We start from the raw sequence: 21,208 nt of genomic DNA, 5'->3' as shown, positions 1-21,208 counted from the left end.
TTCCGATACTCTAGAGAGTTAGCCTTCAACGGCCTTGGCGTTACCGCCGGCCTTGGCGATCTTGTCGGCAGCAGAAGCACTGAAACGATGAGCTTCAATGGTCACAGCCTGAGTCACTTCTCCATTGCCGAGCACCTTCACGGGAGCGCCATCTTTGACAACGCCGCGTTCATACATGTCAGCGAGAGTGATCTCGTCCTTGCCTTCGAAGAGGGCAATCAGACGGCCCACATTGACGGCTTCATATTCAACACGGAAGGGATTTTTGAAACCGCGCTTGGGCAGACGACGAGCCAAAGGCATTTGGCCGCCTTCAAACCCAGGACGGACGCCCCCACCTGCGCGGGAGTTCTGTCCTTTGTGTCCTTTGCCGGAAGTCTTGCCCGAGCCGGAGCCTGAGCCACGACCTATACGACGGCGCTGTTTGTATTCTTCCGGGAATGCATACAGTTCATGAAGTCTCATGACTCAGTTACCTCCACCAGATGTCTCACCTTATAGATCATTCCCCTGATGACAGGATTGTCATCATGAGTCTTCTCCTGGCGAATCTTGCGCAGGCCCAGAGCTTCCAGAGTTCTTACCTGGTCAGGCTTGCACGCAATCTTGCTTTTGATCATTTTAACTTTCAACACGGCGAATCTCCTTTACTTTCTCGGCGTAGAGACCGGGACACCACGCAAAGCGGCAACTTCCTCGGCACTACGCAGGGATTCGAGACCGGCGATAGTGGCACGCAACACATTGTGCGGATTATTGGTGCCAATTGCCTTGGTCAGGATGTCATGGACACCAACGGCCTCCATGATCGCACGAACAGGACCACCGGCAATGATACCAGTACCACGCGAAGCAGGCTTCAGCATAACGCGTCCTGCTCCATAACGGCCCAAGACCTCGTACGGCAGAGTGCCGTCAAGCAGAGGAACCTGAATCATGTTCTTCTTAGCACGTTCACTCGCCTTACGGATAGCCTCAGGCACTTCATTCGCCTTCCCCAGTCCGTATCCAACACCACCTTCACCGTCACCGACGACCACCAGGCAGCTGAAGCTGAAACGGCGGCCACCTTTCACAACCTTGGCGACGCGATTGAGGTAGACGATTTTTTCTATCAGTCCACTTTCATTTTGTTCCATTGTACTTTCCTAGCTACCTAGAATTTCAGCCCGCCTTCGCGGGCGCCGTCGGCAAGAGCTTTGACCTTGCCGTGATAGATATATCCATTCCGGTCGAAGACGACAGATTCAATCTTCTTTTCCAGAGCCTTGGTGGCAATATCCTTGCCTACCAGAGCAGCGGAATCCTTGTTGGCCTTAAGGGCCTCGCCTTCCTTGCCAAGCACCTGAGTGCTGGAAGCGGCCAAGGTCACGCCGTTCACGTCATCCACCAACTGAGCATAGAGATGCTGGTTGGAGCGGAAGACGACCAAGCGCGGTCGCACTTCGGTACCGGAGATCTTCTTTCTAATGCGGGGCTTCCGAAGAAGCCGCTGTGCATTTTTGCTTTTACTCATGGCTATTACCCCTACTTCGAGCCGGACTTACCGGCTTTGCGGCGGATGATTTCGTCAACGTACTTGATGCCCTTGCCCTTATAGGGTTCCGGCGGACGTACGCGGCGGATCTGTGCCGCAACTTCACCGACAAGTTGCTTATCGATACCTTCGATGGTCAGCTTGGCGCCTTCCACTTTTGCATCGATACCTGCTGGGAGATCAAACTCAACCGGATGTGAAAATCCGACATTGAGAATAATCTTTTGGCCTTGCACGGACACCTTGTAACCGACACCGATGACTTCCAAGGCTTTCGAGAAGCCTTTAGAAACACCTTCAACGCAATTGGCAAGCAATGAACGACGAAGTCCGTGCTGTCCACGTGCGCTGCGAGAATCATTGATGCGGGAAACAAACACCTTGCCATCTTCGACCTTGTACTCAACGGTTTCATGAACCGGAGTCTGCAAGGTTCCCTTGGGCCCCTTGACTTGGATCTCGGAGGCTCCAACTGACACCTCGACACCGGAAGGGATGTCGATGGGATTCTTTCCTATACGAGACATTTGGAACCTCTCTACCAGATTTCAGCCAGCAGCTCGCCGCCGACGTTGGCCGCTTTGGCCTTGGCGCCTTCCATGAGCCCCTTGGAGGTGGACACGATACAAATACCGATACCATTCTGCACGCGGGGGATATCAGATGCACCAACATATACGCGACGACCGGGCTTGCTGATCTTCTTGAGACCAGTCACCAGCGGTTTGCCTTCAGCGTATTTGAGGGTAATACTGATGTCCCTGTCCTCGACAGCGTAGTCGGTGATATAACCTTCTTCTTTCAAAATACCCGCGATAGACGCTTTGATCTTGGAAGTGGGTACGGCGAGGTCCTTATGGTACGCGCCATACGCATTCCGGATGCGGGTCAACATATCGGCTACAGGATCAACAACAGCCATTTCTTTTCTCCTTAATTACCAGCTCGCCTTGCGGACGCCAGGAAGTTCCCCGGCGAGAGCCTTGTTACGGAAGCAGATACGGCAGATGCCGTAACGCCTCAGAAAAGCACGAGGACGGCCACAGATCGGACAACGATTGTAAGCACGAACCTTGAACTTGGGTGTGCGGCGTGCCTTAACGCGAATGCTTGTTTTGGCCACTTTCCGTCCTCCTACTTTTTAAAGGGCATGCCAAGGAGGTCAAGCAGCATCTTGCCCTCTTTGTCAGTTTTAGCAGACGTGCACACAGTCACGTTCATACCCTTAACTAACTCAACCTTATCAATATCAAGCTCAGGGAATATAGTGTGTTCCTTGATGCCCATCGTGAAGTTTCCACGACCGTCAAAACCACGGTCGGGGATTCCGCGAAAGTCGCGGACACGGGGCAGAGCGAAGCTCACGAGCCTGTCATAGAAATCCCACATGTTATCACTACGCAGCGTAACGCGCGTACCGATAGGCATGCCCTCGCGCAGTTTAAACTGCGCGATGGACTTCTTGGCCTTGGTAACGACGGCCTTTTGGCCGGCAATGGCAGTCAGCTCTGCAACAGCGGGTTCAATGAGCTTGCTGTTCTGGCTAGCTGCACCAAGTCCGATGTTCAAGGAGATCTTTGTCAATTTCGGGATCTCCATGGAGGAACTGTAACCGAACTCTTTTTGAAGCTCGGGGACCACCTTTTCAATATATACTTTTTCGAGACGTGTCATACTGATACCTATTTGAAGATTTCGTTGCACTTCTTGCAGAAGCGAACTTTCTTCCCATCTTCAGTCTTCTTGTACCCGACCCGCGTGGGCTTGGTGCATGCATCGCATACAATAGCCACATTGGATACATGGATCGGGGCTTCCTTCTCGATAATTCCGCCAGGCTGCTGGGCATAGGGATTGGCTTTGGTGTGACGCTGGACCATGTTGACTTTCTCAACCAGGACTTTGTCCTTCTTGACCAGAATCTTGAGCACCTTGCCGATCTTTCCCTTGTCCTTCCCGGCGATGACCATGACTTTGTCGTCTTTACGAATCTTCGTCTTCATCATTATATCCTTTTACAGGACCTCGGGGGCGAGGGAAACGATCTTCATGAAACCGGCTGCACGCAATTCACGAGCTACGGGACCGAAAATACGGGTCCCGACAGGCTCCATGTTGGCATTGAGCAGCACGGCGGAATTGTTGTCGAACTTTATATAGGAACCATCGGGACGACCGAGTTCCTTTTTGGTGCGAACGACAACTGCCTTCATAACCGAGCCTTTCTTCACTTTGGAATGAGGCATGGCTTCTTTGATAGACACAACAATAATATCACCGACGCTGGCATAACGACGCTTGGAACCACCAAGCACCTTGATGCAGGAGACCTTCTTGGCTCCGGAGTTGTCAGCCACGTCGAGTTTGGATTCAACCTGAATCATGGTATTTCCTCCTAACCCTTAGATGGCCTTTTCGAGGATCTGAACCAGGTGCCAGCGCTTACGCCGGGACATGGGCCTCGATTCAACGATCTGCACCTTATCGCCAATACCGCAGTCATTAGCCGGATCATGGGCCATGAACTTTTTACGGCGACGAATATACTTCTTCAGCAGAGGATGCTTCACCAGGGTCTCGACACGAACAACAATTGTCTTGTCCGCCTTGTCAGAGATAACCAGGCCGGTAAGCACACGCCTGTTGCCTTTGTATTTGAACTCAGCCATTTCTTTACGCTCCCTGTCGTTCCCGCTGAATAGTCAGGATACGGGCGATGGTCTTTTTGACGTCGCTCAACTGACGGGTGTTCTCAAGCTGTGCAGTAGCGTGTTTGAAACGCATGCTGAACAGATCATGACGAGACTCTGTCAGTTTTTCGATGAGCTTTGCGTCATCCAGTTCACGAAGTTCCTTGGAAGTCAGCATTTACATACCCTCCTTCACAACGATAGCAGTCTTGATAGGCAACTTGTAGGAAGCGCGCTTGAGAGCTTCCTTGGCAAGTTCGATATCAACACCTTTCACTTCGTACATGATACGACCCGGTTTCACCGGTGCAACCCAACCTTCGGGAGCACCTTTACCCTTACCCATGCGGACTTCCGCGGGCTTGGAGGTGACGGGGAAATCAGGGAAGATGCGAATCCAGACCTGACCGCCGCGCTTGATGTGACGCATGATAGCGACACGAGCGGACTCAATCTGCTGGCTGGTGATCTTTCCGTGCTCCAATGCCTTCAGGCCGATTTCGCCGAAGGACACACTGTTACCCCGTTGGGCCTTGCCTCTGAGGCGGCCTTTCTGCCGCTTTCTGAATTTAACTCTTTTTGGAGCAAGCATTACTGTTCTACCTCTTTGTCCAGAATCTCACCTTTGAAGATCCAGACCTTGACTCCGATAACGCCGTAGGTGGTAGCAGCTTCGGCAAAACCGTAGTCGATGTCGGCACGAAGAGTGTGCAAGGGCACACGCCCGTCACGATACCATTCGCCACGAGCAATCTCAGCACCGGCAAGCCGGCCTGCGCACGCAACTTTGATACCCTCTGCGCCGAATTTCCTGGCAAGGCCCACCGTACGCTTCATGGCACGGCGGAAAGCAATTCGACGTTCGAGTTGTTGGGCAATGTTCTCAGCTACGAGCTGAGCTTCAACCTCCGGTCGACGGATCTCGTTGACCTCAATGGTGAATTCAGTTTGAAACTTGCTACGCAACTCTTCGCGCAGCTTTTCTATCTCAACACCTTTGCGACCGATAACAATACCAGGACGCGCTGTGTGGATGATCAGGCGAATCTTACCTCCTGCACGCTCGATCTCGAGACGAGCGATACCGGCTTGGTAAAGTTTCTTTTTAACGAACTTGCGGATCTGGTCGTCCTGAAGGACGAACGCAGGGTAATCCTTCTTGCTGTACCAGCGGGACACCCAATTCTTGTTATACCCCAGACGAAAACCGTAAGGATGTACTTTCTGTCCCATACTACTGTTCCTTCACTACGATGGTGATATGGCTGGTACGCTTGCGGATACGATAGGCACGGCCCATGGCACGTGGCTGAATGCGTTTCCAGGTCGGACCTTCGTTGACCATGATCGAATCAACAATCAGAGAATCAACATCCACTCCGGGCATCTGCTCTGCATTCGAAATAGCAGAGAACAGAACCTTGCTGAGTATCTTGGCAGATTTCTTCGGAGTAAACCGGAGAATGTTGAGAGCGTCTTCGACGCCCTTGCCTTTGATGTTGTCAGCAACAAGACGAGTCTTTCGCGGAGATACGCGAATATATTTTGCGACTGCTTTAGCTTCCATTGTGTCCTCCCCCTACTTTTTCTTGTCGGCAGCGTGGCCGAAATAGGTTCGGGTGGGTGAAAACTCACCGAGTTTGTGACCAACCATATTTTCGGTCACAAAAACCGGAATGAACTTGCGACCGTTATGAACGGCGAAGGTCATACCGACCATCTCGGGGAAAATCGTGGAACGGCGAGACCAAGTCTTGATCACGCGACGATCCTGATTTTCGGCAGCGGCTTCTACTTTCTTCATAAGGTGGCCGTCAATGAACGGGCCTTTCTTAAGAGATCTGGGCATGAGGTATACTCCTACTTCTGGCCGCGGCGTTTGACGATAAGCTTCGAGGAAGCTTTCTTCTTGTTGCGGGTCTTGTAGCCCTTGGCAGGAACGCCCCACGGAGAAACCGGGTGACGACCACCTGAGCTACGGCCCTCACCACCACCCAGCGGGTGATCGATCGGGTTCATTGCAACACCACGGACCTTCGGGCGACGACCGAGCCAACGGGCACGACCGGCCTTACCGATCTTGATATTCTCGTGATGTATGTTCCCAACCTGACCGACAGTTGCACAGCATGTAGCGAGGACCTTGCGGACTTCACCGGAAGGCATACGCAACAAGGCGTATTTGCCCTCTTTTGCAATCAACTGAGCATAAGTCCCCGCAGCACGGCAGAACTGTCCACCTTTGCCGGGGTGCAACTCAATATTGTGCACATTGGTACCTGTAGGGACTTGAGACAACAACATGGCATTGCCAGGTTTGATGTCAGCGCCCTCGCCTGCCAGGATGGTGTCACCCTGATTCAGGCCAACAGGAGCCAGGATATAACGCTTTTCACCGTCTGCGTAATGCAACAGAGCGATACGAGCGCTACGGTTGGGATCATATTCGATTTCGGCAACTTTGGCTGGTACGCCAAGTTTGTTGCGTTTGAAATCAATGATACGGTACAGGGTTTTGTGCCCGCCACCGCGACGACGCATGGTCACACGACCATTGTTATTACGACCGGCCTTTTTGGTCAGACCTTTGGTCAGCGACTTCTCGGGAGTGGTCCGGGTGATCTCTGCAAAATCAGAGATCGTCTGGAACCGGCGGCCCGGGGAAGTAGGCTTCAGCTTACGGGTTGCCATGGTTTACACTCCTTCGAAGATTTCGATCTTATCGCCAGCGGCAAGCTTGACGTAGGCCTTTTTGAAACCGGGGATACGCCCGGTGACACGACCAAACTTCTTGCGCGGCATGGCTTTTTTCCTGACAATATTCACAGACTCGACTTTGACGTCAAAGGCTGCCTCGACGGCCTTTTTCACCTCGACCTTATTAGAATCGGGATGGACGTAAAAAGAGACGTGATTGGATTGCTCTTTCGCATCGTTGGCCTTTTCGGAGACAACGGGCTTGAGCAGGACTTTTGAATAATCCATTACTTCAACCTCTCTTGAACGTCTTGGGCGGCGCTCTCGAGCATGACCAGCTCGGGATACAGCAGCACGTCGTAAACATTCAGCTTGTCGGCTTCGATGACCTTGATGTGAGGCATGTTCCGTGCGGACATGATCAACTTCTCGTCTGCGTCCTTTGCGACGATCAGGGTCTTGCCGAGGCCGAGCTTGTCAGCAACAGCAGCAAATGCTTTGGTTTTGATCTCAGTGAGATCAATGGTGTTCACCACTGTCAGTTTCGCTTCGGAAACACGGGATGACAAAGCCATTTGCAAGGCCAATTTGCGAACTTTTTTATTCACCTTAAAAGAGTAGTCGCGTGGCTGGGGACCAAAGGTCGTCGCACCACCGCGCCACAAAGGCGAACGGGAAGAACCTGCACGTGCGCGACCGGTGCCTTTCTGGCGCCAAGGTTTGCGTCCGCCGCCTGTTTTCAGAGCGCGGTTCTTTGTTGCATGGGTACCCTGACGCTTTGCAGCGCGCTGGGCACGAACGACCATATTGAGGATTTCAGGCTGGATCTCAACCTCGAAGACCTCTGGGGACAGTTCGATATCGCCCACTTTCGTATTATTCTGATCTACAACTTGTATTTTTGCCATGATGTATACCTCTAACCGTTCTTGCGGATCATCACGAGGCCATTGTTGGGTCCAGGGATCTGGCCCTTGACCATAAGGACATTATCCTCAGGCCTGACATCGACGATTTCCACGTTGCTGACGGTCACGCGGGCGTTACCCATTTGGCCGGGCATCTTTTTGCCCTTCCAGACGCGGCCCGGGAAGGTGGCGTTACCGACTGAACCGGGAACGCGGTGAACTTTTTCTGCACCATGAGAGGCACGGGAGCCTGCGAAGTTGTGACGCTTCATGACACCCTGGAAACCTTTACCCTTCGAGGTACCGGTAACCTTAACCTTCTCGCCAGCGGAGAAAATTTCTACAGTGATATCCTGGCCAAGCTCGTACTCTTCAACAGCATCAAGGGGAAATTCCTTGAGCGTACGGTACATATCTTTGCCAGCTTTGGCCTGATGGCCTTTCATGGGCTTGTTCACCTTGCGTTCGGCGATGGTATCATAACCGAGTTGCAAAGCGTTGTAGCCTTCCTTGTCCAGGGTCTTAATCTGCATAACAGGACAAGGACCAGCCTCAATCACAGTTACGGGGCAGATTGTACCGTCATCCTTGAAGATGCGGGTCATACCCAGCTTCTTACCGAGAATTCCAAGAGTCTTAGCCATAACTACAACTCCTAGAGTTTGATCTCGACGTCCACGCCTGCGGGCAAGGAAAGCTTGCCAAGTGCGTCAACAGTCTGCTGAGTGGGTTCAAGGATGTCCAGAAGGCGCTTATGAATGCGCATTTCAAACTGCTCACGAGACTTCTTGTCTACGTGAACAGACTTCTGAATGGTGGTACGATGAATGCGGGTGGGCAACGGCACAGGGCCGGCAATAGCCGCACCTGTATTCCGGGCGGTGTCAACGATCTCGGTGACAGCCTTGTCCAGAATACGGTAATCGTATGATCTCAGTTTAATTCTGATGCGATCGCTCGCCATCGAAGCAGCCATAGTGCTTTCTCCTCGAAGGATTTATCTTTGCTCGCGCCTGTAACAAAACAGACACGTAATGTTGCAGCGGACGGGTTGTATAGACCCGACTCGCTGCACATGTCAAGCAGAGGGAAAATCCCGGCTCGTCGTTATACTTTCTCAGTCATCAACTCTTCGGCCAAGCTGTTCGGTACTTTCTCGTAGTGATCGAACTGCATGGTGAAGGTGGCGCGGCCCTGGGTCTTCGAACGAAGATCCGTTGCATATCCAAACATTTCGGACAGAGGCACAAATGAACGCACAACCTGCACACCGGGCCGGGCTTCCATCTCACCCACACGTCCACGACGACCATTCAGGTCTCCCATGACGTCACCGAGGTAATCCTCGGGGGTGACAACTTCAACCGACATAATAGGTTCAAGCAGCACTGGCTTGGCCTTTCTGCAGGCTTCCTTGATAGCCATGGAACCGGCAATATAGAAAGCCTGCTCACTTGAGTCCACTTCATGGAAGGAACCAAAAGTCAGCTTAACTTTCACATCAACAACCGGGAAACCGGCGATGATACCGTTCTTCATGGCATCAACGATGCCTTTATCAACAGCAGGAATGTATTCCTTGGGAATGACTCCGCCCTTGATTTCGTCCGCGAATTCGTAGCCCTTCTCAGGATTGGGTTCGACTTCGAGAACAACGTGACCATACTGACCACGTCCACCAGACTGTTTGGCGTGTTTGACATCAACCTTGGTCGACGCGGAAATGGTTTCTCTGTATGCAACACGGGGAGCACCCACATTTGCATTCACGTTGAATTCCCTGAGAAGGCGATCAACAATGATTTCGAGATGCAACTCTCCCATTCCGGCAATCAGGCACTGTCCGGTCTCATCATCTGTATGCACACGGAAGGAAGGATCCTCCTTGGCGAGCTTGACGAGCGCGTTGGACAGGTTATCGCGGTCAGCCTTAGTCTTGGGTTCAATAGCCACCTCGATAACCGGATCAGGAATATCCAGTGACTCAAGTACCACAGAGGACTTGAGGTCGCACAGGGTATCTCCGGTGGCAAGATTTTTGAGACCAACGGCAGCGACAATATCGCCTGCGTAAGCCTCTTTTATTTCTTCACGCTTGTTAGCGTGCATTTTCAAAAGTCGACCGATGCGTTCCTTCTTTCCGGTAGCGCCATTCATGAATGTAGCACCGGATTCAATCTTCCCTGAGTAGAGGCGCAGGAAAGTCAAATGACCGACAAAAGGATCAGTCATCAGTTTGAAGGACAAAGCGGCCAAAGGTTTATCATCATCACAGGGGCATTCCACTTCTTCGCCGGAGGAAGGGTCAATACCCTTCATGACTTCGATGTCGAGCGGGGAAGGCATGTAATCAATAACAGCATCAAGCAAAGGCTGAACACCTTTATTGCGGAATGCAGTACCGCACAGGACCGGGCAGATAGTCAGATTGTTTGTTGCCTTGCGAACACCCTCACGAAGTTCATCGGGAGTAATTGGTTCATCGGCCATGTACTTTTCGAGAAGCGTTTCGTCTTCCTCTGCAATGGCTTCGATCATCTCGCTCCGCATCAGTTCATACTGATCCTGAAGCTCTGCAGGCACCTCTACAGTCGAGAAGCTGGCTCCGTGATCTTTATGATCATAGATGTAGGCTTTCCCTTCAATGAGGTCGACTACGCCCTCAAATTCATCCTCAGCACCGATTGGCAGCTGAAGAGGAACAGCCTTGGCACCAAGACGGGTTTTCATCATCTCGACGCACCGGAAAAAATCTGCGCCGATACGATCCATCTTGTTAACAAAGGCCATGCGGGGAACGCGATAGCGATCCGCCTGACGCCAGACAGTCTCAGACTGGGGTTCAACACCGGCAACGGAGTCAAAAACGGCTATGGCACCATCGAGAACGCGCAATGCACGTTCAACTTCCATGGTGAAATCCACGTGTCCGGGAGTATCAATGATATTAATACGATGGTCACGCCAAAAGCATGTCGTCGCAGCAGACGTAATGGTGATACCACGCTCCTGCTCCTGAACCATCCAGTCCATGGTAGCTTCACCGTCATGGACTTCACCAATCTTGTGAGACACACCTGTGTAGAACAGAATGCGTTCAGTGGTGGTTGTCTTACCCGCATCAATGTGGGCCATGATACCAATATTACGCTGTTGGTCTCTTGGAACTTTTCTCGACACTATACTTCTCCGTGCCTACCAGCGGTAGTGGGCGAAAGCCTTGTTGGCTTCAGCCATCTTGTGGGTATCTTCGCGCTTCTTGACAGCGCCGCCACGGTTGTTGAAAGCATCGAGCAGTTCGCCGGACAGACGCGCTACCATACCCTTTTCACCACGACCGCGTGCGTAGGAAATCATCCAGCGAATAGCCAGAGCGGTCTGGCGATCAGGACGAACTTCCAAGGGAACCTGATAGGTAGCCCCACCGACACGGCGAGATTTGACTTCGAGAGCCGGACGAATGTTATCCAGGCACTTTTCAAAAGCGCGCAGAGCATCTTCGTTGGTTTTGTCAGCCAGGATTTCAATTGCCTGGTAGAAAATTCTTTCCGCGGTGCTTTTCTTACCGTCAAGCATCAGACGGTTGATAAAGCGAGTTATCAATTTGCTGCCGTATACTGGATCGGGCAGAATCTGTCGTTTCGTGACAGGACCTTTACGAGGCATTTTTTTCTCCTTGAAGTTCAGCCGGGGGGACATTATTTCGGGCAGCCTCCGCCCTACTTTGTCATCCCATCCCGAGCATTACGAAAAAAGCAACAACCTATTTAGGACGTTTGGTGCCGTACTTGGAACGACCGCGACGACGATCATCAACACCGGAGGTATCGAGAGAGCCGCGAACGATGTGGTAACGAACACCGGGCAAATCCTTGACACGACCGCCACGGATCAGAACCACGGAGTGTTCCTGCAGGTTGTGGCCTTCACCACCGATATAAGCGGTGACTTCGATGCCATTGGTCAGGCGCACACGAGCAACCTTACGAAGCGCGGAGTTCGGCTTCTTCGGAGTCGTTGTGTACACTCTGGTGCAAACACCACGACGCTGAGGGCATTCCAACAGAGCCGGGGTTTTTTTCCGCTTGGGCTGCGCTTTGCGGCTTTTGCGAATAAGCTGGTTAATGGTAGGCATTAATCCTCCAATCAATAGTTAATACAATACCAAGCGCACTACTGCGCAAAGAGGACCGCAAGTACTCCAAAAAAACAGAGCTTGTCAAGCGATTTGCCCGATTCTTTTGCTTTGCGGGGTCCGCAATTTATCCAAAAAGATTGGAGAGGACACGCCTCTCCAATCGATTCAGTCTCTTATACACTCGTTTCCGAGTATTATTATATTATTCAGTTTCAACCAAAAGCGGATTGTCCTCAAGTTCTTCAAGGAACTTTCCAGGACGTTCAGCCTGGTCAGGAACAATGATATCCGAATCCGTGTATCTGCGGAAACCGGTTCCAGCAGGAACCAGACGGCCGACGATAACATTTTCCTTGAGCCCTCGCAGGTGATCGCATTTCCCCTTAAGCGAGGCCTCTGTAAGTACTTTAGTTGTCTCCTGGAAGGATGCGGCAGATATGAAAGAATCCGTGGACAAAGACGCCTGTGTGATACCGAGAACCAATGTCTCGGCCACAGCCGGTTTGCCTCCCTCTTCCATAACCTTGGCATTTTCCAGTGTGAACCGAATCTTATCCACCTGCTCGCCGATGAGGAAGCTGGTAGAACCCGGTTCCAGAATGGAAACCTTCTTGAGCATCTGGCGCACAATAATTTCTATGTGCTTATCGTTGATATTAACGCCCTGGAAGCGATAAACATCCTGAATTTCTTCAACAAGGTAGCGGGCAAGGTGTTTTTCACCCTTAATACGCAGGATGTCGTGCAATTCAGGATTACCTTCGGTCAGAAGGTCTCCGGCTTCGACAAAATCAGATTCCTGAACAGTAATATGCTTACCTTTGGGAATCAGGAATTCCTTTGTATCACCGACTTCCGGGGTAACAACGACTTTGCGTTTGCCTTTGGTTTCAGCACCAAAGGTAACAATTCCATCGATAGAAGAGACAACCCCGAGATCCTTGGGCTTGCGAACCTCAAAGAGTTCAGCAACACGAGGAAGACCACCAACAATATCCTTGGTCTTCGAGGATTCACGAGGCTTACGAGCGATAACGGAACCAGCTGTAACCTTATCGCCATCCTTGACCATCATAATGGCACCCACGGGCATGGCAAAATTGGCATCAATATCGGTGCCAGGCCTATGCACAGGTTCACCGTCTTCACCAAGGATTCCCACAGATGGGCGATAGTTGGTCGTACGGTATTCCATAATGGTAAAGGATGCTTTGGAAGTACGATCTTCCTGAACGGTCTTTCCTTCAATGATATCTTTGAACTTAATCGTTCCGGAGACATCAACAATGAAGGGTTCCATGTATGGGTCCCAATCTGCCAGAGGGGTTCCCTTTTTAATATCCTGTCCATCCTCGACAAGCAGACGAGCTCCAGAAGGCAGAACGTATTTTTCACGTTCACGCCCCTGCTCATCAACAATGCCGACCTGACAACTCTTTCCGAGCACCATCTTGTACCCTTCGGAGTTAACAACAGTCCGCATACGGGAAGTGATGACACGCCCGTTGTGCTGAGACTCAATGGAAGAAGATTCAATCTCTTTGGATGCTGTTCCACCGATATGGAAGGTACGCATGGTCAACTGAGTGCCTGGCTCACCAATAGACTGCGCAGCGATAATACCGACAGTCTCACCAACATTGACCAGATGGCCACGAGCCAGGTCTCGTCCGTAACACATAGCGCAAATGCCCTGCTTGGACTTACAGGTCAGCCCAGAACGAATGGCAATCGAGTTGATTCCGGATTGATCCAGTTTCTTGGCATACGCAGAATCAATAATGGTGTTCCCTGGGACGATCAATTCACCAGTATCTTCATTGTGAATATCAAACATGGTCACTCGGCCGAGCACTCGTTCGTGCAAACGCTGCTTGATCTCTCCACCCTTGATGAGGTGAGTCAATTCCAGCCCGTCGACAGTTCCGCAGTCATGCTCGGAAATGGTAACATCCTGAACGACATCGACGAGACGACGAGTCAGGTACCCTGAGTTGGCTGTTTTCAGCGCAGTATCGGCAAGTCCCTTACGAGCTCCATGAGTCGAAATGAAGTACTGAAGGACTGAAAGGCCTTCACGGAAAGAAGCGGTAATCGGCGTTTCAATAATTTCACCGGATGGTTTTGCCATCAAACCACGCATACCGGCAAGCTGGCGCATCTGATCCTGGTTACCACGGGCTCCAGACGTCGCCATCATGTAGATGGGGTTGAAGCTGGAGTTCACTTCTGTGTTGCCGGTCTTTGGATCGGTCAGCACATCAGTGGACATTTCCTGCATCATTTCGTTGGAGATATCGTTTGTAACCTTAGTCCAAACATCCACGACCTTGTTATATTTCTCTGTCCGGGTGATGATACCGTCCTGGAACTGGTTTTCGATCTCGTCAACTTCTTTGTTGGCGGTCGAAAGCATTCCGGCCTTGGCGTCAGGTATCTTGAGATCCTTGACACCAATAGTCACACCGGCGCGGGTAGCGAACTCGTACCCGAGATCCTTGATCCTATCGCAAAGAATGACGGTCGCTTTGGTTCCGGCTGTACGGTAAGCGCCAGTGACCAAGGCTGCGATATTCTTTTTATTCAAAACGCAGTTCACCATATCAAAGGAAACTTCATCAGGGATCAACTCACTGACGATAACACGTCCGGTGGTTGTCTCTTCCAATTTCCCATTGATGCGAACTTTGACACGCGCATGCAGTCCGACGGCACCATGATCATAAGCGGAGATGACTTCTGCCGGATCGGAGAAGATCATTCCCTCTCCCTTCTCAAAAGAGCGAGGCGTGGTCAGATAGTACAGACCAAGAACAATATCCTGAGAGGGATTAATGATGGGAGTTCCATTCGAGGGGCTGAGGATGTTGTTAGTGGACATCATCAGGACACGGCACTCAATCTGAGCCTCAACGGACAATGGAACGTGAACAGCCATCTGATCACCGTCAAAGTCAGCGTTATATGCGGAACAGACGAGAGGGTGTAACTGAATGGCCTTCCCCTCAACAAGTGTTGGCTCAAAAGCCTGGATTCCCAGTCTGTGCAGAGTCGGAGCACGGTTGAGCATGATAGGATATTCGCGAACAACGTCTTCCAGGATATCCCAGACGACGAGGTCTTCACGCTCGACCATTTTCTTTGCAGACTTGATGGTCGTGGCGATATCGCGTTTTTCCAGTTCTGCGTAGATAAAAGGCTTGAAAAGCTCAAGAGCCATTTTCTTTGGCAGTCCGCACTGGTGCAGTTTCAATTTCGGCCCGACAACAATAACTGAACGCCCGGAATAATCGACACGTTTACCAAGCAGGTTCTGACGAAAACGTCCTTGTTTACCCTTGATCATATCTGACAGGGATTTCAGAGGACGGCCGTTGGTACCCGTAATTGCACGCCCCCGGCGGCCATTATCAAAGAGAGCATCAACAGCTTCCTGCAACATCCTTTTTTCATTTCGGATGATAATCTCGGGAGCACCGAGTTCCAACAATCGTTTAAGACGATTGTTGCGGTTGATAACGCGGCGATAGAGATCATTGAGGTCAGATGTGGCAAAACGTCCACCATCAAGAGGAACCAAGGGACGAAGCTCAGGCGGAATGATGGGAATTACTTCCATGATCATCCATTCAGGCTTGTTACCTGATTCGAGGAAAGCCTCGACGATCTTCAGACGTTTCGTGATCTTCTTTTTCTTGGTCTGCGACCGTGTGGTCTGAGACTCTTCACGCAGGTCGGCCCGCAAAGTCGGCAAATCAAGCGCTTCAAGCATAGTACGGACGGTTTCAGCTCCCATACCAACTTCAAGAGCGTCTTCACCGAAATGGTCGATAACCTGAAAATATTGATCTTCAGAAACAACCTGATGTTTCTTAAGCGGAGTTTCCCCCGGATCAAGAACGATGAAGGAATCGAAGTACAGCACCTTCTCGAGATCAGCCATCGTGATATCGAGCAATGTACCAATTTTGGATGGCAGGGTTTTCAGAAACCAGATATGCGCAACCGGTGCAGCCAACTCGATGTGCCCCATACGTTCGCGACGAACCTTGGAGGCAATAACCTCGACTCCGCACTTTTCGCAAACAATACCGCGGTGCTTCATGCGCTTGTACTTGCCGCAGTTGCACTCATAGTCTTTCACTGGGCCGAAAATTTTGGCGCAAAAGAGGCCATCACGTTCAGGCTTGAAAGTACGGTAATTGATGGTTTCCGGTTTTTTAACCTCGCCAAAGGACCATTCGCGAATGGTCTCAGGCGCGGCAATGGATATCTGGATAGCCTTCAGGTTGCGGCCCTGAGCCGCGGCATTCGGCGCTCCACGCAAGGTGAACAGATCGTCCAACGTCATGGATATCCCCTATCGTAAAAAGTTATATGATGCCCGACCAGCCATTCGACTGGCCGGGCTATTTCACCTTAAATCAACCTGGCTCTATGGATGCAGCGGCTTAGGCCCGTTATAAACGGGAGTTGCAGGCCGCTTCCGGTCCTCATAATGCAGAGTCACATCAAGACCCAGCGACATGAGTTCCTTAACCAGAACGTTGAAGGATTCCGGCAATCCGGCTTCCAGGAAGTTGTCGCCTTTGACGATTTTCTCATACATTTTCACACGACCCTGCACATCATCGGATTTGACTGTGAGGAATTCCTGCAAAAGGTAGGCGGCGCCATAGGCCTCCAGGGCCCAGACTTCCATCTCACCCAAACGCTGACCACCAAACTGAGCCTTACCACCCAGCGGCTGCTGAGTAACAAGGGAGTAGGGACCAGTGGAACGGGCATGGATTTTTTCATCAACCAGATGGTGGAGCTTCAGGATATACATGATACCCACTGTGACTCTGCTGTGGAACGGCTCGCCGGTGCGGCCATCATACAAGATGAATTTACCATCATCAGCACAACCGGCCTTGGTCAGCCAGCCCCAGATCTCTTCTTCGCTTGCACCATCGAAAACCGGTGTCTTGGCAACGATGCCCCGGCTGGCTTTCTTGACACAAGTAACAAGCTCATCATCACTCAATGTATCGATAAAATCAGCCATGTCCGGCGTCTCAAAGACTTCCTTCGCATGCTCGCGCAAGTTCTGGATGGAACCATCCAATTGCTCTGCCAACTGCATACCAAGCTTACGACCAGCCATACCCAAATGTGTTTCCATGATCTGCCCGATGTTCATACGGGACGGGACACCGAGAGGATTCAAAACGATATCCATCGGGGTTCCATCATCGAAGAACGGCATATCCTCTTCAGGAAGAATGCAGGAAACAACACCTTTATTACCGTGACGGCCAGCCATTTTATCACCAACGCTCAATTTACGTTTCACGGCGACGTAGACTTTGACCATCTTGATGACTCCCGGAGGCAGATCATCACCTTCGGTGACCTTCTCGCGTTTGACATCATATATATTATTAATGAACTGAATCTGGGATTCATAATCCGCGATAATCAGTTTCACTTGATCATTTGCTTCTCGGTCAAAGACACCGATGAGCTTCTTAACCGGGACACCATCAATGGCTTCACGCTCAACAACTTCACCAGATTTACCAAGAACAGTTTTCTTGGAACCAACCAGGTCTTTCTTGAGCCTTCCGCCTTCGCAAACTGCCCAGATCCGATCCCGAGTTTTATCTGTCAATGCTGCGATGTGCTTCACTTCCTTGGCATCGAATGCTGCAAGTTCTGCATCCTCGATTGCCTTGGTCCGATCATCCTTGTCCGAAGAACGACGGTTGAAGACTTTGACATCAACAATAGTCCCTGAGATTCCCGGCGGCACTTTCAACGAGGTGTTCTTCACATCACGGGCTTTATCGCCGAAAATGGCGCGAAGCAATTTCTCTTCAGGAGTCAGCTGGGTCTCACCTTTGGGGGTAATCTTACCAACCATGATATCATCAGGCTTGATGCGGGCACCAATCCGAATAATACCGCAGTCATCCAGATTTCTCAGCATCTCTTCAGAGACGTTTGAGATATCACGCGTGACTTCTTCGGGTCCTAATTTGGTATCGCGGGCAACCAGTTCAAATTCCTCAATATGAATCGAGGTGAACACGTCTTCCTTGACCATACGTTCGGAAATGAGAATGGAATCCTCGAAGTTAAACCCGCACCAAGGCATGAACGCGACAAGCAGGTTCTTACCAAGAGCAAGTTCTCCATCGTCAATTCCAGGACCATCAGCGAGGACAGCTCCTTTCTTGACAACCTGACCAACCTGGACTTTCGGGCGTTGCCCGAAACAGGAGTTCTGGTTGGACTTGTGCCATTTCTGGAACTCATAGTGCTTGGAACCACCGGATTTCCCGTAGATGCCACCCTCGTAGTTGACAACAACTCTTTCGGAGTCAACGTAATGAACAACTCCATCTTCCTCGGCAAGCACGCAGGCTCCGGAATCGCGAGCGACCGGGCCTTCCATGCCGGTTCCGACCAGAGGCTGTTCAGCCTGTAACAACGGGACAGCCTGCCGCATCATGTTCGATCCCATGAGTGCGCGGTTGGCATCATCATGTTCCAGGAACGGAATCAGCGCCGCAGAGATCGAAACCGTCTGACTTGGGCTGATATCCATGCAGGTGACATCTTCAGCTGCGGTCAGCTGAACATCACCCGCTATGCGCGCATTGACACGCGGATTGACGAAAACTCCATTAGCATCGAGAGGGGCGTTGGCCTGAGCCACGGTCTCCTTAGCTTCCTTGGAGGCGTCCATGTAGTATATTTCGTTTGTCGTCTGCTTGTCTTTGACCATACGATACGGTGTTTCGATGAATCCGTAATCGTTGACTTTGGCATAGGTGGTCAAAGAGACGATCAGACCAATATTCGGTCCTTCAGGAGTCTCAATCGGGCAGATACGGCCATAGTGAGAAGTATGAACATCTCGAACCTCAAAGCCTGCACGTTCGCGAGTCAAACCACCGGGTCCCAAAGCCGAAAGGCGACGTTTGTGTGTCACTTCGGAAAGAGGGTTGGTTTGATCCATGAACTGGCTCAGCTGTGAAGTTCCGAAGAACTCTTTCAACACAGCGGCTACCGGCTTTGGATTGATGAGGTCATGAGGCATGAGCGTGGCCACTTCCTGCAGGCTCATACGCTCCTTGATGGCCCGTTCCATGCGAACAAGTCCAATACGATACTGGTTTTCGACCAGTTCGCCCACCGGACGAACTCGACGGTTACCAAGATGATCAATATCATCAGCAGGTCCGTGAGTGTCCTTGAGTCGCATCAACTCCTTGACAGCCAGCAGAATGTCCTCGTTGTTCAGGGTGCGGGTATTGAGGTCCACTTCCTGATTCAAACGGGAATTCAATTTATAACGGCCAACACTGGAGAGATCATAATAGTCCGAGCTACGGAACAAGTTCTCAAAGAAGTTGGAAGCAATCTCGGGAGTCGGAGGAGAACTGGGACGCAGACGTCGATAAATCTCGATCTGAGCAGTCTCCATATCAGTGGTCTTGTCAAGCAAGAGCGTATTGCGAAGAGCGTCGGAAACTTCCATGCCGCGGGTATGGAGAACATTAAGCTCCTTGACCTTGGCGTCACGTATTTTTTCGACCAACTCAAGCGTCAATTCTTCTGCGGCTTCGGCTATAACCTCACCGTGCTTGTCTACCATATCGGCAGCCAGATAAAGACCATAAAGTGATGTGGGATCCACTTCAATGGATGTCACATCATTCTTAATGAGCTTCTTCCAGGCACCACGGGTGATGCTGGCTCCTTCCTTGACCACAACCTTGTCACCGATTTTAATATCAGTGAAGGCAACTTCTTTTCTGTACTGGTCATCTACGACGGAACGCATCACTTTGTTTTTAAGCAAAGTGTAACTTTCTGTATCGTAAAAGTACTCCAAGATGTCTGCGCGAGAGAGGCCCATGGCCTTAAGAAGAATGGTTGCAGGCATCTTGCGACGACGGTCAATACGAACATACAAGATGTCCTTATGATCGAAGTCGAAATCAAGCCAGGACCCTCTCATGGGGATGATCCGGCTTGAGTACAAGACCTTTCTACTGGAATGTGACTTACCGGAATCATGTTCGAAAATGATACCGGGGGAGCGTTGTAACTGGTTGACAATGACACGCTCGGTTCCATTGATGACGTACGTTCCCTTTTCAGTCATCAACGGGATAGTCCCGAAGTATATGTCCTGTTCCTTGATGTCACGAATGGTGCGGTTGCCTGTCTCTTCATCCACGTCGAAAACTACGAGACGGACAGTTATACGAATGGGCGCTTCGTAGGTCAGACCTTTCGAAATGCACTCATCGACGTCGTATTTTGGTTCACCAATGTCATAACTGACAAAATCAAGGCTAGCGGTCTTGTTGAAATCTTCAATGGGAAACACGGACCGATACACGCCCTCAAGACCGAAGTCTCCTCGGCTGGCAGGTAAAGTGCCCTCTTGCAAGAAGCGCTTGTAAGAGTCGACCTGCAATTCGAGCAGATGCGGGATAGGAAGCGTGTTGACGATGCTACCGAATGTTTTTCTGAAATGACCCATTGTACCCTCATGTATGAGTGGTTGATGGTTGGGACGTGGGGTTTACGTGGCAACCCTTGCCCTCAGTCGGCACAGCGACTCGTGGATGATGCCGCTGCGAGAAAACGGGGTGCTAAGCCATGGCCGATACATGCTTTTTCGGCACATGTTTCAACGAGGAGCAGACGCTTTCGCGCCTTCGTAAGCTTAAACCCAGAATGTAAGGCTATTTATCCAGTATATACATAGACAGAGCAAAGAGCGCAACACCCATTTTTCAGGGTGAGCGCTCTCTGCTATGAATAGCTTAAATGGCTGAAGTTATTTAACTTCAACTTCGGCGCCAGCTTCCTCAAGCTGCTTAGCAGCCTCGTCAGCCTCGTCCTTGGAAACGCCTTCCTTGAGAGCCTTGGGAGCTTCATCAACGATTGCCTTGGCTTCTTTCAAGCCCAGACCGGTGATAGCGCGAACGGCTTTAATGACGGCGATTTTGTTGCCGCCAGCACCCTTCAGGATAACGTCGAATTCAGTCTGCTCTTCAGCAGCGGCAGCTTCACCAGCAACCGGAGCAGCCATGACAGCAGCAGCGGGAGCAGCAGCTTCAACGCCGAAGACATCTTCGAGCTCTTTAATGAATTCGGACAGTTCCAGGACAGTCATGTTGCCGATGAACTCGACAACTTGTTCTTTAGTGATATCAGCCATGATAAATTC

The 21,208-nt window shown here is 51.0% G+C and carries 27 protein-coding genes; all 27 read right to left on the bottom strand.

From position 1 onward, the window contains the following. Positions 1–18: 18 nt before the first annotated feature. Positions 19–465 (bottom strand): 50S ribosomal protein L15, encoded by a 447-nt coding sequence (gene rplO, locus BN4_RS16685; protein WP_015416591.1) that lies wholly within the window; start codon positions 463–465, stop codon positions 19–21. Then, positions 462–635, bottom strand: coding sequence for a 50S ribosomal protein L30 (gene rpmD / locus BN4_RS16680; protein WP_015416590.1), 174 nt, complete (start codon positions 633–635; stop codon positions 462–464). The genes rplO and rpmD overlap by 4 nt, the downstream gene beginning before the upstream one ends. A gap of 12 nt (positions 636–647) precedes the next feature. Next, positions 648–1,139: a 30S ribosomal protein S5 gene (gene rpsE / locus BN4_RS16675; protein WP_015416589.1), complete on the bottom strand. Its 492-nt coding sequence runs from the start codon at positions 1,137–1,139 to the stop codon at positions 648–650. A gap of 17 nt (positions 1,140–1,156) precedes the next feature. Further along, the gene (gene rplR, locus BN4_RS16670; RefSeq protein WP_015416588.1) at positions 1,157–1,516 is read right to left on the bottom strand and encodes a 50S ribosomal protein L18; all 360 of its coding nucleotides are present in this window, start codon (positions 1,514–1,516) and stop codon (positions 1,157–1,159) included. Between the two features lie 11 nt (positions 1,517–1,527). Next, a complete protein-coding gene (gene rplF, locus BN4_RS16665) occupies positions 1,528–2,064 on the bottom strand; it encodes a 50S ribosomal protein L6 (protein ID WP_015416587.1) in 537 nt (178 codons plus the stop codon). 11 nt (positions 2,065–2,075) lie between these two features. Then, on the bottom strand, positions 2,076–2,459 hold the full coding sequence (gene rpsH / locus BN4_RS16660) for a 30S ribosomal protein S8 (RefSeq protein WP_015416586.1): 384 nt from the start codon (positions 2,457–2,459) through the stop codon (positions 2,076–2,078). Positions 2,460–2,474: 15 nt separating this feature from the next. Beyond that, positions 2,475–2,660, bottom strand: coding sequence for a type Z 30S ribosomal protein S14 (locus tag BN4_RS16655; RefSeq protein ID WP_015416585.1), 186 nt, complete (start codon positions 2,658–2,660; stop codon positions 2,475–2,477). An 11-nt stretch (positions 2,661–2,671) separates the two neighbouring features. Continuing rightward, positions 2,672–3,211 carry a 50S ribosomal protein L5 gene (gene rplE / locus BN4_RS16650; RefSeq protein WP_015416584.1) on the bottom strand — a complete coding sequence of 180 codons (540 nt, stop codon included), beginning with the start codon at positions 3,209–3,211 and terminating at the stop codon, positions 2,672–2,674. An 8-nt stretch (positions 3,212–3,219) separates the two neighbouring features. Further along, positions 3,220–3,543, bottom strand: a complete 324-nt coding sequence (rplX, locus tag BN4_RS16645) for a 50S ribosomal protein L24 (RefSeq protein ID WP_015416583.1) — start codon at positions 3,541–3,543, stop codon at positions 3,220–3,222. 9 nt (positions 3,544–3,552) lie between these two features. Next, positions 3,553–3,921 carry a 50S ribosomal protein L14 gene (rplN, locus tag BN4_RS16640; RefSeq protein ID WP_015416582.1) on the bottom strand — a complete coding sequence of 123 codons (369 nt, stop codon included), beginning with the start codon at positions 3,919–3,921 and terminating at the stop codon, positions 3,553–3,555. Positions 3,922–3,939: 18 nt separating this feature from the next. Then, entirely contained in the window at positions 3,940–4,206 is a 267-nt protein-coding gene (gene rpsQ / locus BN4_RS16635; protein ID WP_015416581.1) for a 30S ribosomal protein S17, read from the bottom strand. A gap of 4 nt (positions 4,207–4,210) precedes the next feature. Continuing rightward, entirely contained in the window at positions 4,211–4,402 is a 192-nt protein-coding gene (rpmC, locus tag BN4_RS16630; protein WP_083863143.1) for a 50S ribosomal protein L29, read from the bottom strand. Between the two features lie 3 nt (positions 4,403–4,405). Then, entirely contained in the window at positions 4,406–4,819 is a 414-nt protein-coding gene (gene rplP, locus BN4_RS16625; RefSeq protein ID WP_015416579.1) for a 50S ribosomal protein L16, read from the bottom strand. Beyond that, positions 4,819–5,460 carry a 30S ribosomal protein S3 gene (gene rpsC, locus BN4_RS16620; RefSeq protein ID WP_015416578.1) on the bottom strand — a complete coding sequence of 214 codons (642 nt, stop codon included), beginning with the start codon at positions 5,458–5,460 and terminating at the stop codon, positions 4,819–4,821. Before rpsC ends, rplP begins: the two co-directional genes overlap by 1 nt. Position 5,461: 1 nt before the next feature. Beyond that, positions 5,462–5,794, bottom strand: coding sequence for a 50S ribosomal protein L22 (gene rplV / locus BN4_RS16615; protein ID WP_015416577.1), 333 nt, complete (start codon positions 5,792–5,794; stop codon positions 5,462–5,464). 12 nt (positions 5,795–5,806) lie between these two features. Continuing rightward, a complete protein-coding gene (gene rpsS / locus BN4_RS16610) occupies positions 5,807–6,076 on the bottom strand; it encodes a 30S ribosomal protein S19 (protein WP_015416576.1) in 270 nt (89 codons plus the stop codon). A gap of 11 nt (positions 6,077–6,087) precedes the next feature. Beyond that, positions 6,088–6,918, bottom strand: a complete 831-nt coding sequence (gene rplB, locus BN4_RS16605; protein ID WP_015416575.1) for a 50S ribosomal protein L2 — start codon at positions 6,916–6,918, stop codon at positions 6,088–6,090. Positions 6,919–6,921: 3 nt separating this feature from the next. Continuing rightward, a complete protein-coding gene (gene rplW, locus BN4_RS16600) occupies positions 6,922–7,212 on the bottom strand; it encodes a 50S ribosomal protein L23 (RefSeq protein ID WP_015416574.1) in 291 nt (96 codons plus the stop codon). Beyond that, positions 7,212–7,832: a 50S ribosomal protein L4 gene (gene rplD / locus BN4_RS16595; RefSeq protein ID WP_015416573.1), complete on the bottom strand. Its 621-nt coding sequence runs from the start codon at positions 7,830–7,832 to the stop codon at positions 7,212–7,214. The genes rplW and rplD overlap by 1 nt, the downstream gene beginning before the upstream one ends. Positions 7,833–7,843: 11 nt before the next feature. Then, entirely contained in the window at positions 7,844–8,476 is a 633-nt protein-coding gene (rplC, locus tag BN4_RS16590; protein WP_015416572.1) for a 50S ribosomal protein L3, read from the bottom strand. Positions 8,477–8,487: 11 nt separating this feature from the next. After that, the gene (rpsJ, locus tag BN4_RS16585) at positions 8,488–8,808 is read right to left on the bottom strand and encodes a 30S ribosomal protein S10 (RefSeq protein WP_015416571.1); all 321 of its coding nucleotides are present in this window, start codon (positions 8,806–8,808) and stop codon (positions 8,488–8,490) included. A 131-nt stretch (positions 8,809–8,939) separates the two neighbouring features. Further along, on the bottom strand, positions 8,940–11,012 hold the full coding sequence (gene fusA / locus BN4_RS16580) for an elongation factor G (RefSeq protein WP_015416570.1): 2,073 nt from the start codon (positions 11,010–11,012) through the stop codon (positions 8,940–8,942). A gap of 15 nt (positions 11,013–11,027) precedes the next feature. Further along, entirely contained in the window at positions 11,028–11,498 is a 471-nt protein-coding gene (gene rpsG / locus BN4_RS16575; RefSeq protein ID WP_015416569.1) for a 30S ribosomal protein S7, read from the bottom strand. A gap of 97 nt (positions 11,499–11,595) precedes the next feature. Next, positions 11,596–11,967, bottom strand: a complete 372-nt coding sequence (rpsL, locus tag BN4_RS16570; RefSeq protein WP_015416568.1) for a 30S ribosomal protein S12 — start codon at positions 11,965–11,967, stop codon at positions 11,596–11,598. A 205-nt stretch (positions 11,968–12,172) separates the two neighbouring features. Beyond that, positions 12,173–16,321, bottom strand: a complete 4,149-nt coding sequence (gene rpoC, locus BN4_RS16565) for a DNA-directed RNA polymerase subunit beta' (protein ID WP_015416567.1) — start codon at positions 16,319–16,321, stop codon at positions 12,173–12,175. Positions 16,322–16,405: 84 nt separating this feature from the next. Then, positions 16,406–20,515: a DNA-directed RNA polymerase subunit beta gene (rpoB, locus tag BN4_RS16560; RefSeq protein ID WP_015416566.1), complete on the bottom strand. Its 4,110-nt coding sequence runs from the start codon at positions 20,513–20,515 to the stop codon at positions 16,406–16,408. A 300-nt stretch (positions 20,516–20,815) separates the two neighbouring features. Then, positions 20,816–21,199, bottom strand: a complete 384-nt coding sequence (gene rplL / locus BN4_RS16555; protein ID WP_015416565.1) for a 50S ribosomal protein L7/L12 — start codon at positions 21,197–21,199, stop codon at positions 20,816–20,818. Positions 21,200–21,208: the final 9 nt, after the last annotated feature.

Source organism: Pseudodesulfovibrio piezophilus C1TLV30, assembly GCF_000341895.1.
In the GTDB taxonomy this organism is placed as follows: Bacteria; Desulfobacterota; Desulfovibrionia; order Desulfovibrionales; family Desulfovibrionaceae; genus Pseudodesulfovibrio; species Pseudodesulfovibrio piezophilus.
Note: the sequence above shows the minus strand (reverse complement) of the source record. Positions and strands in the feature narration are given on the sequence as shown.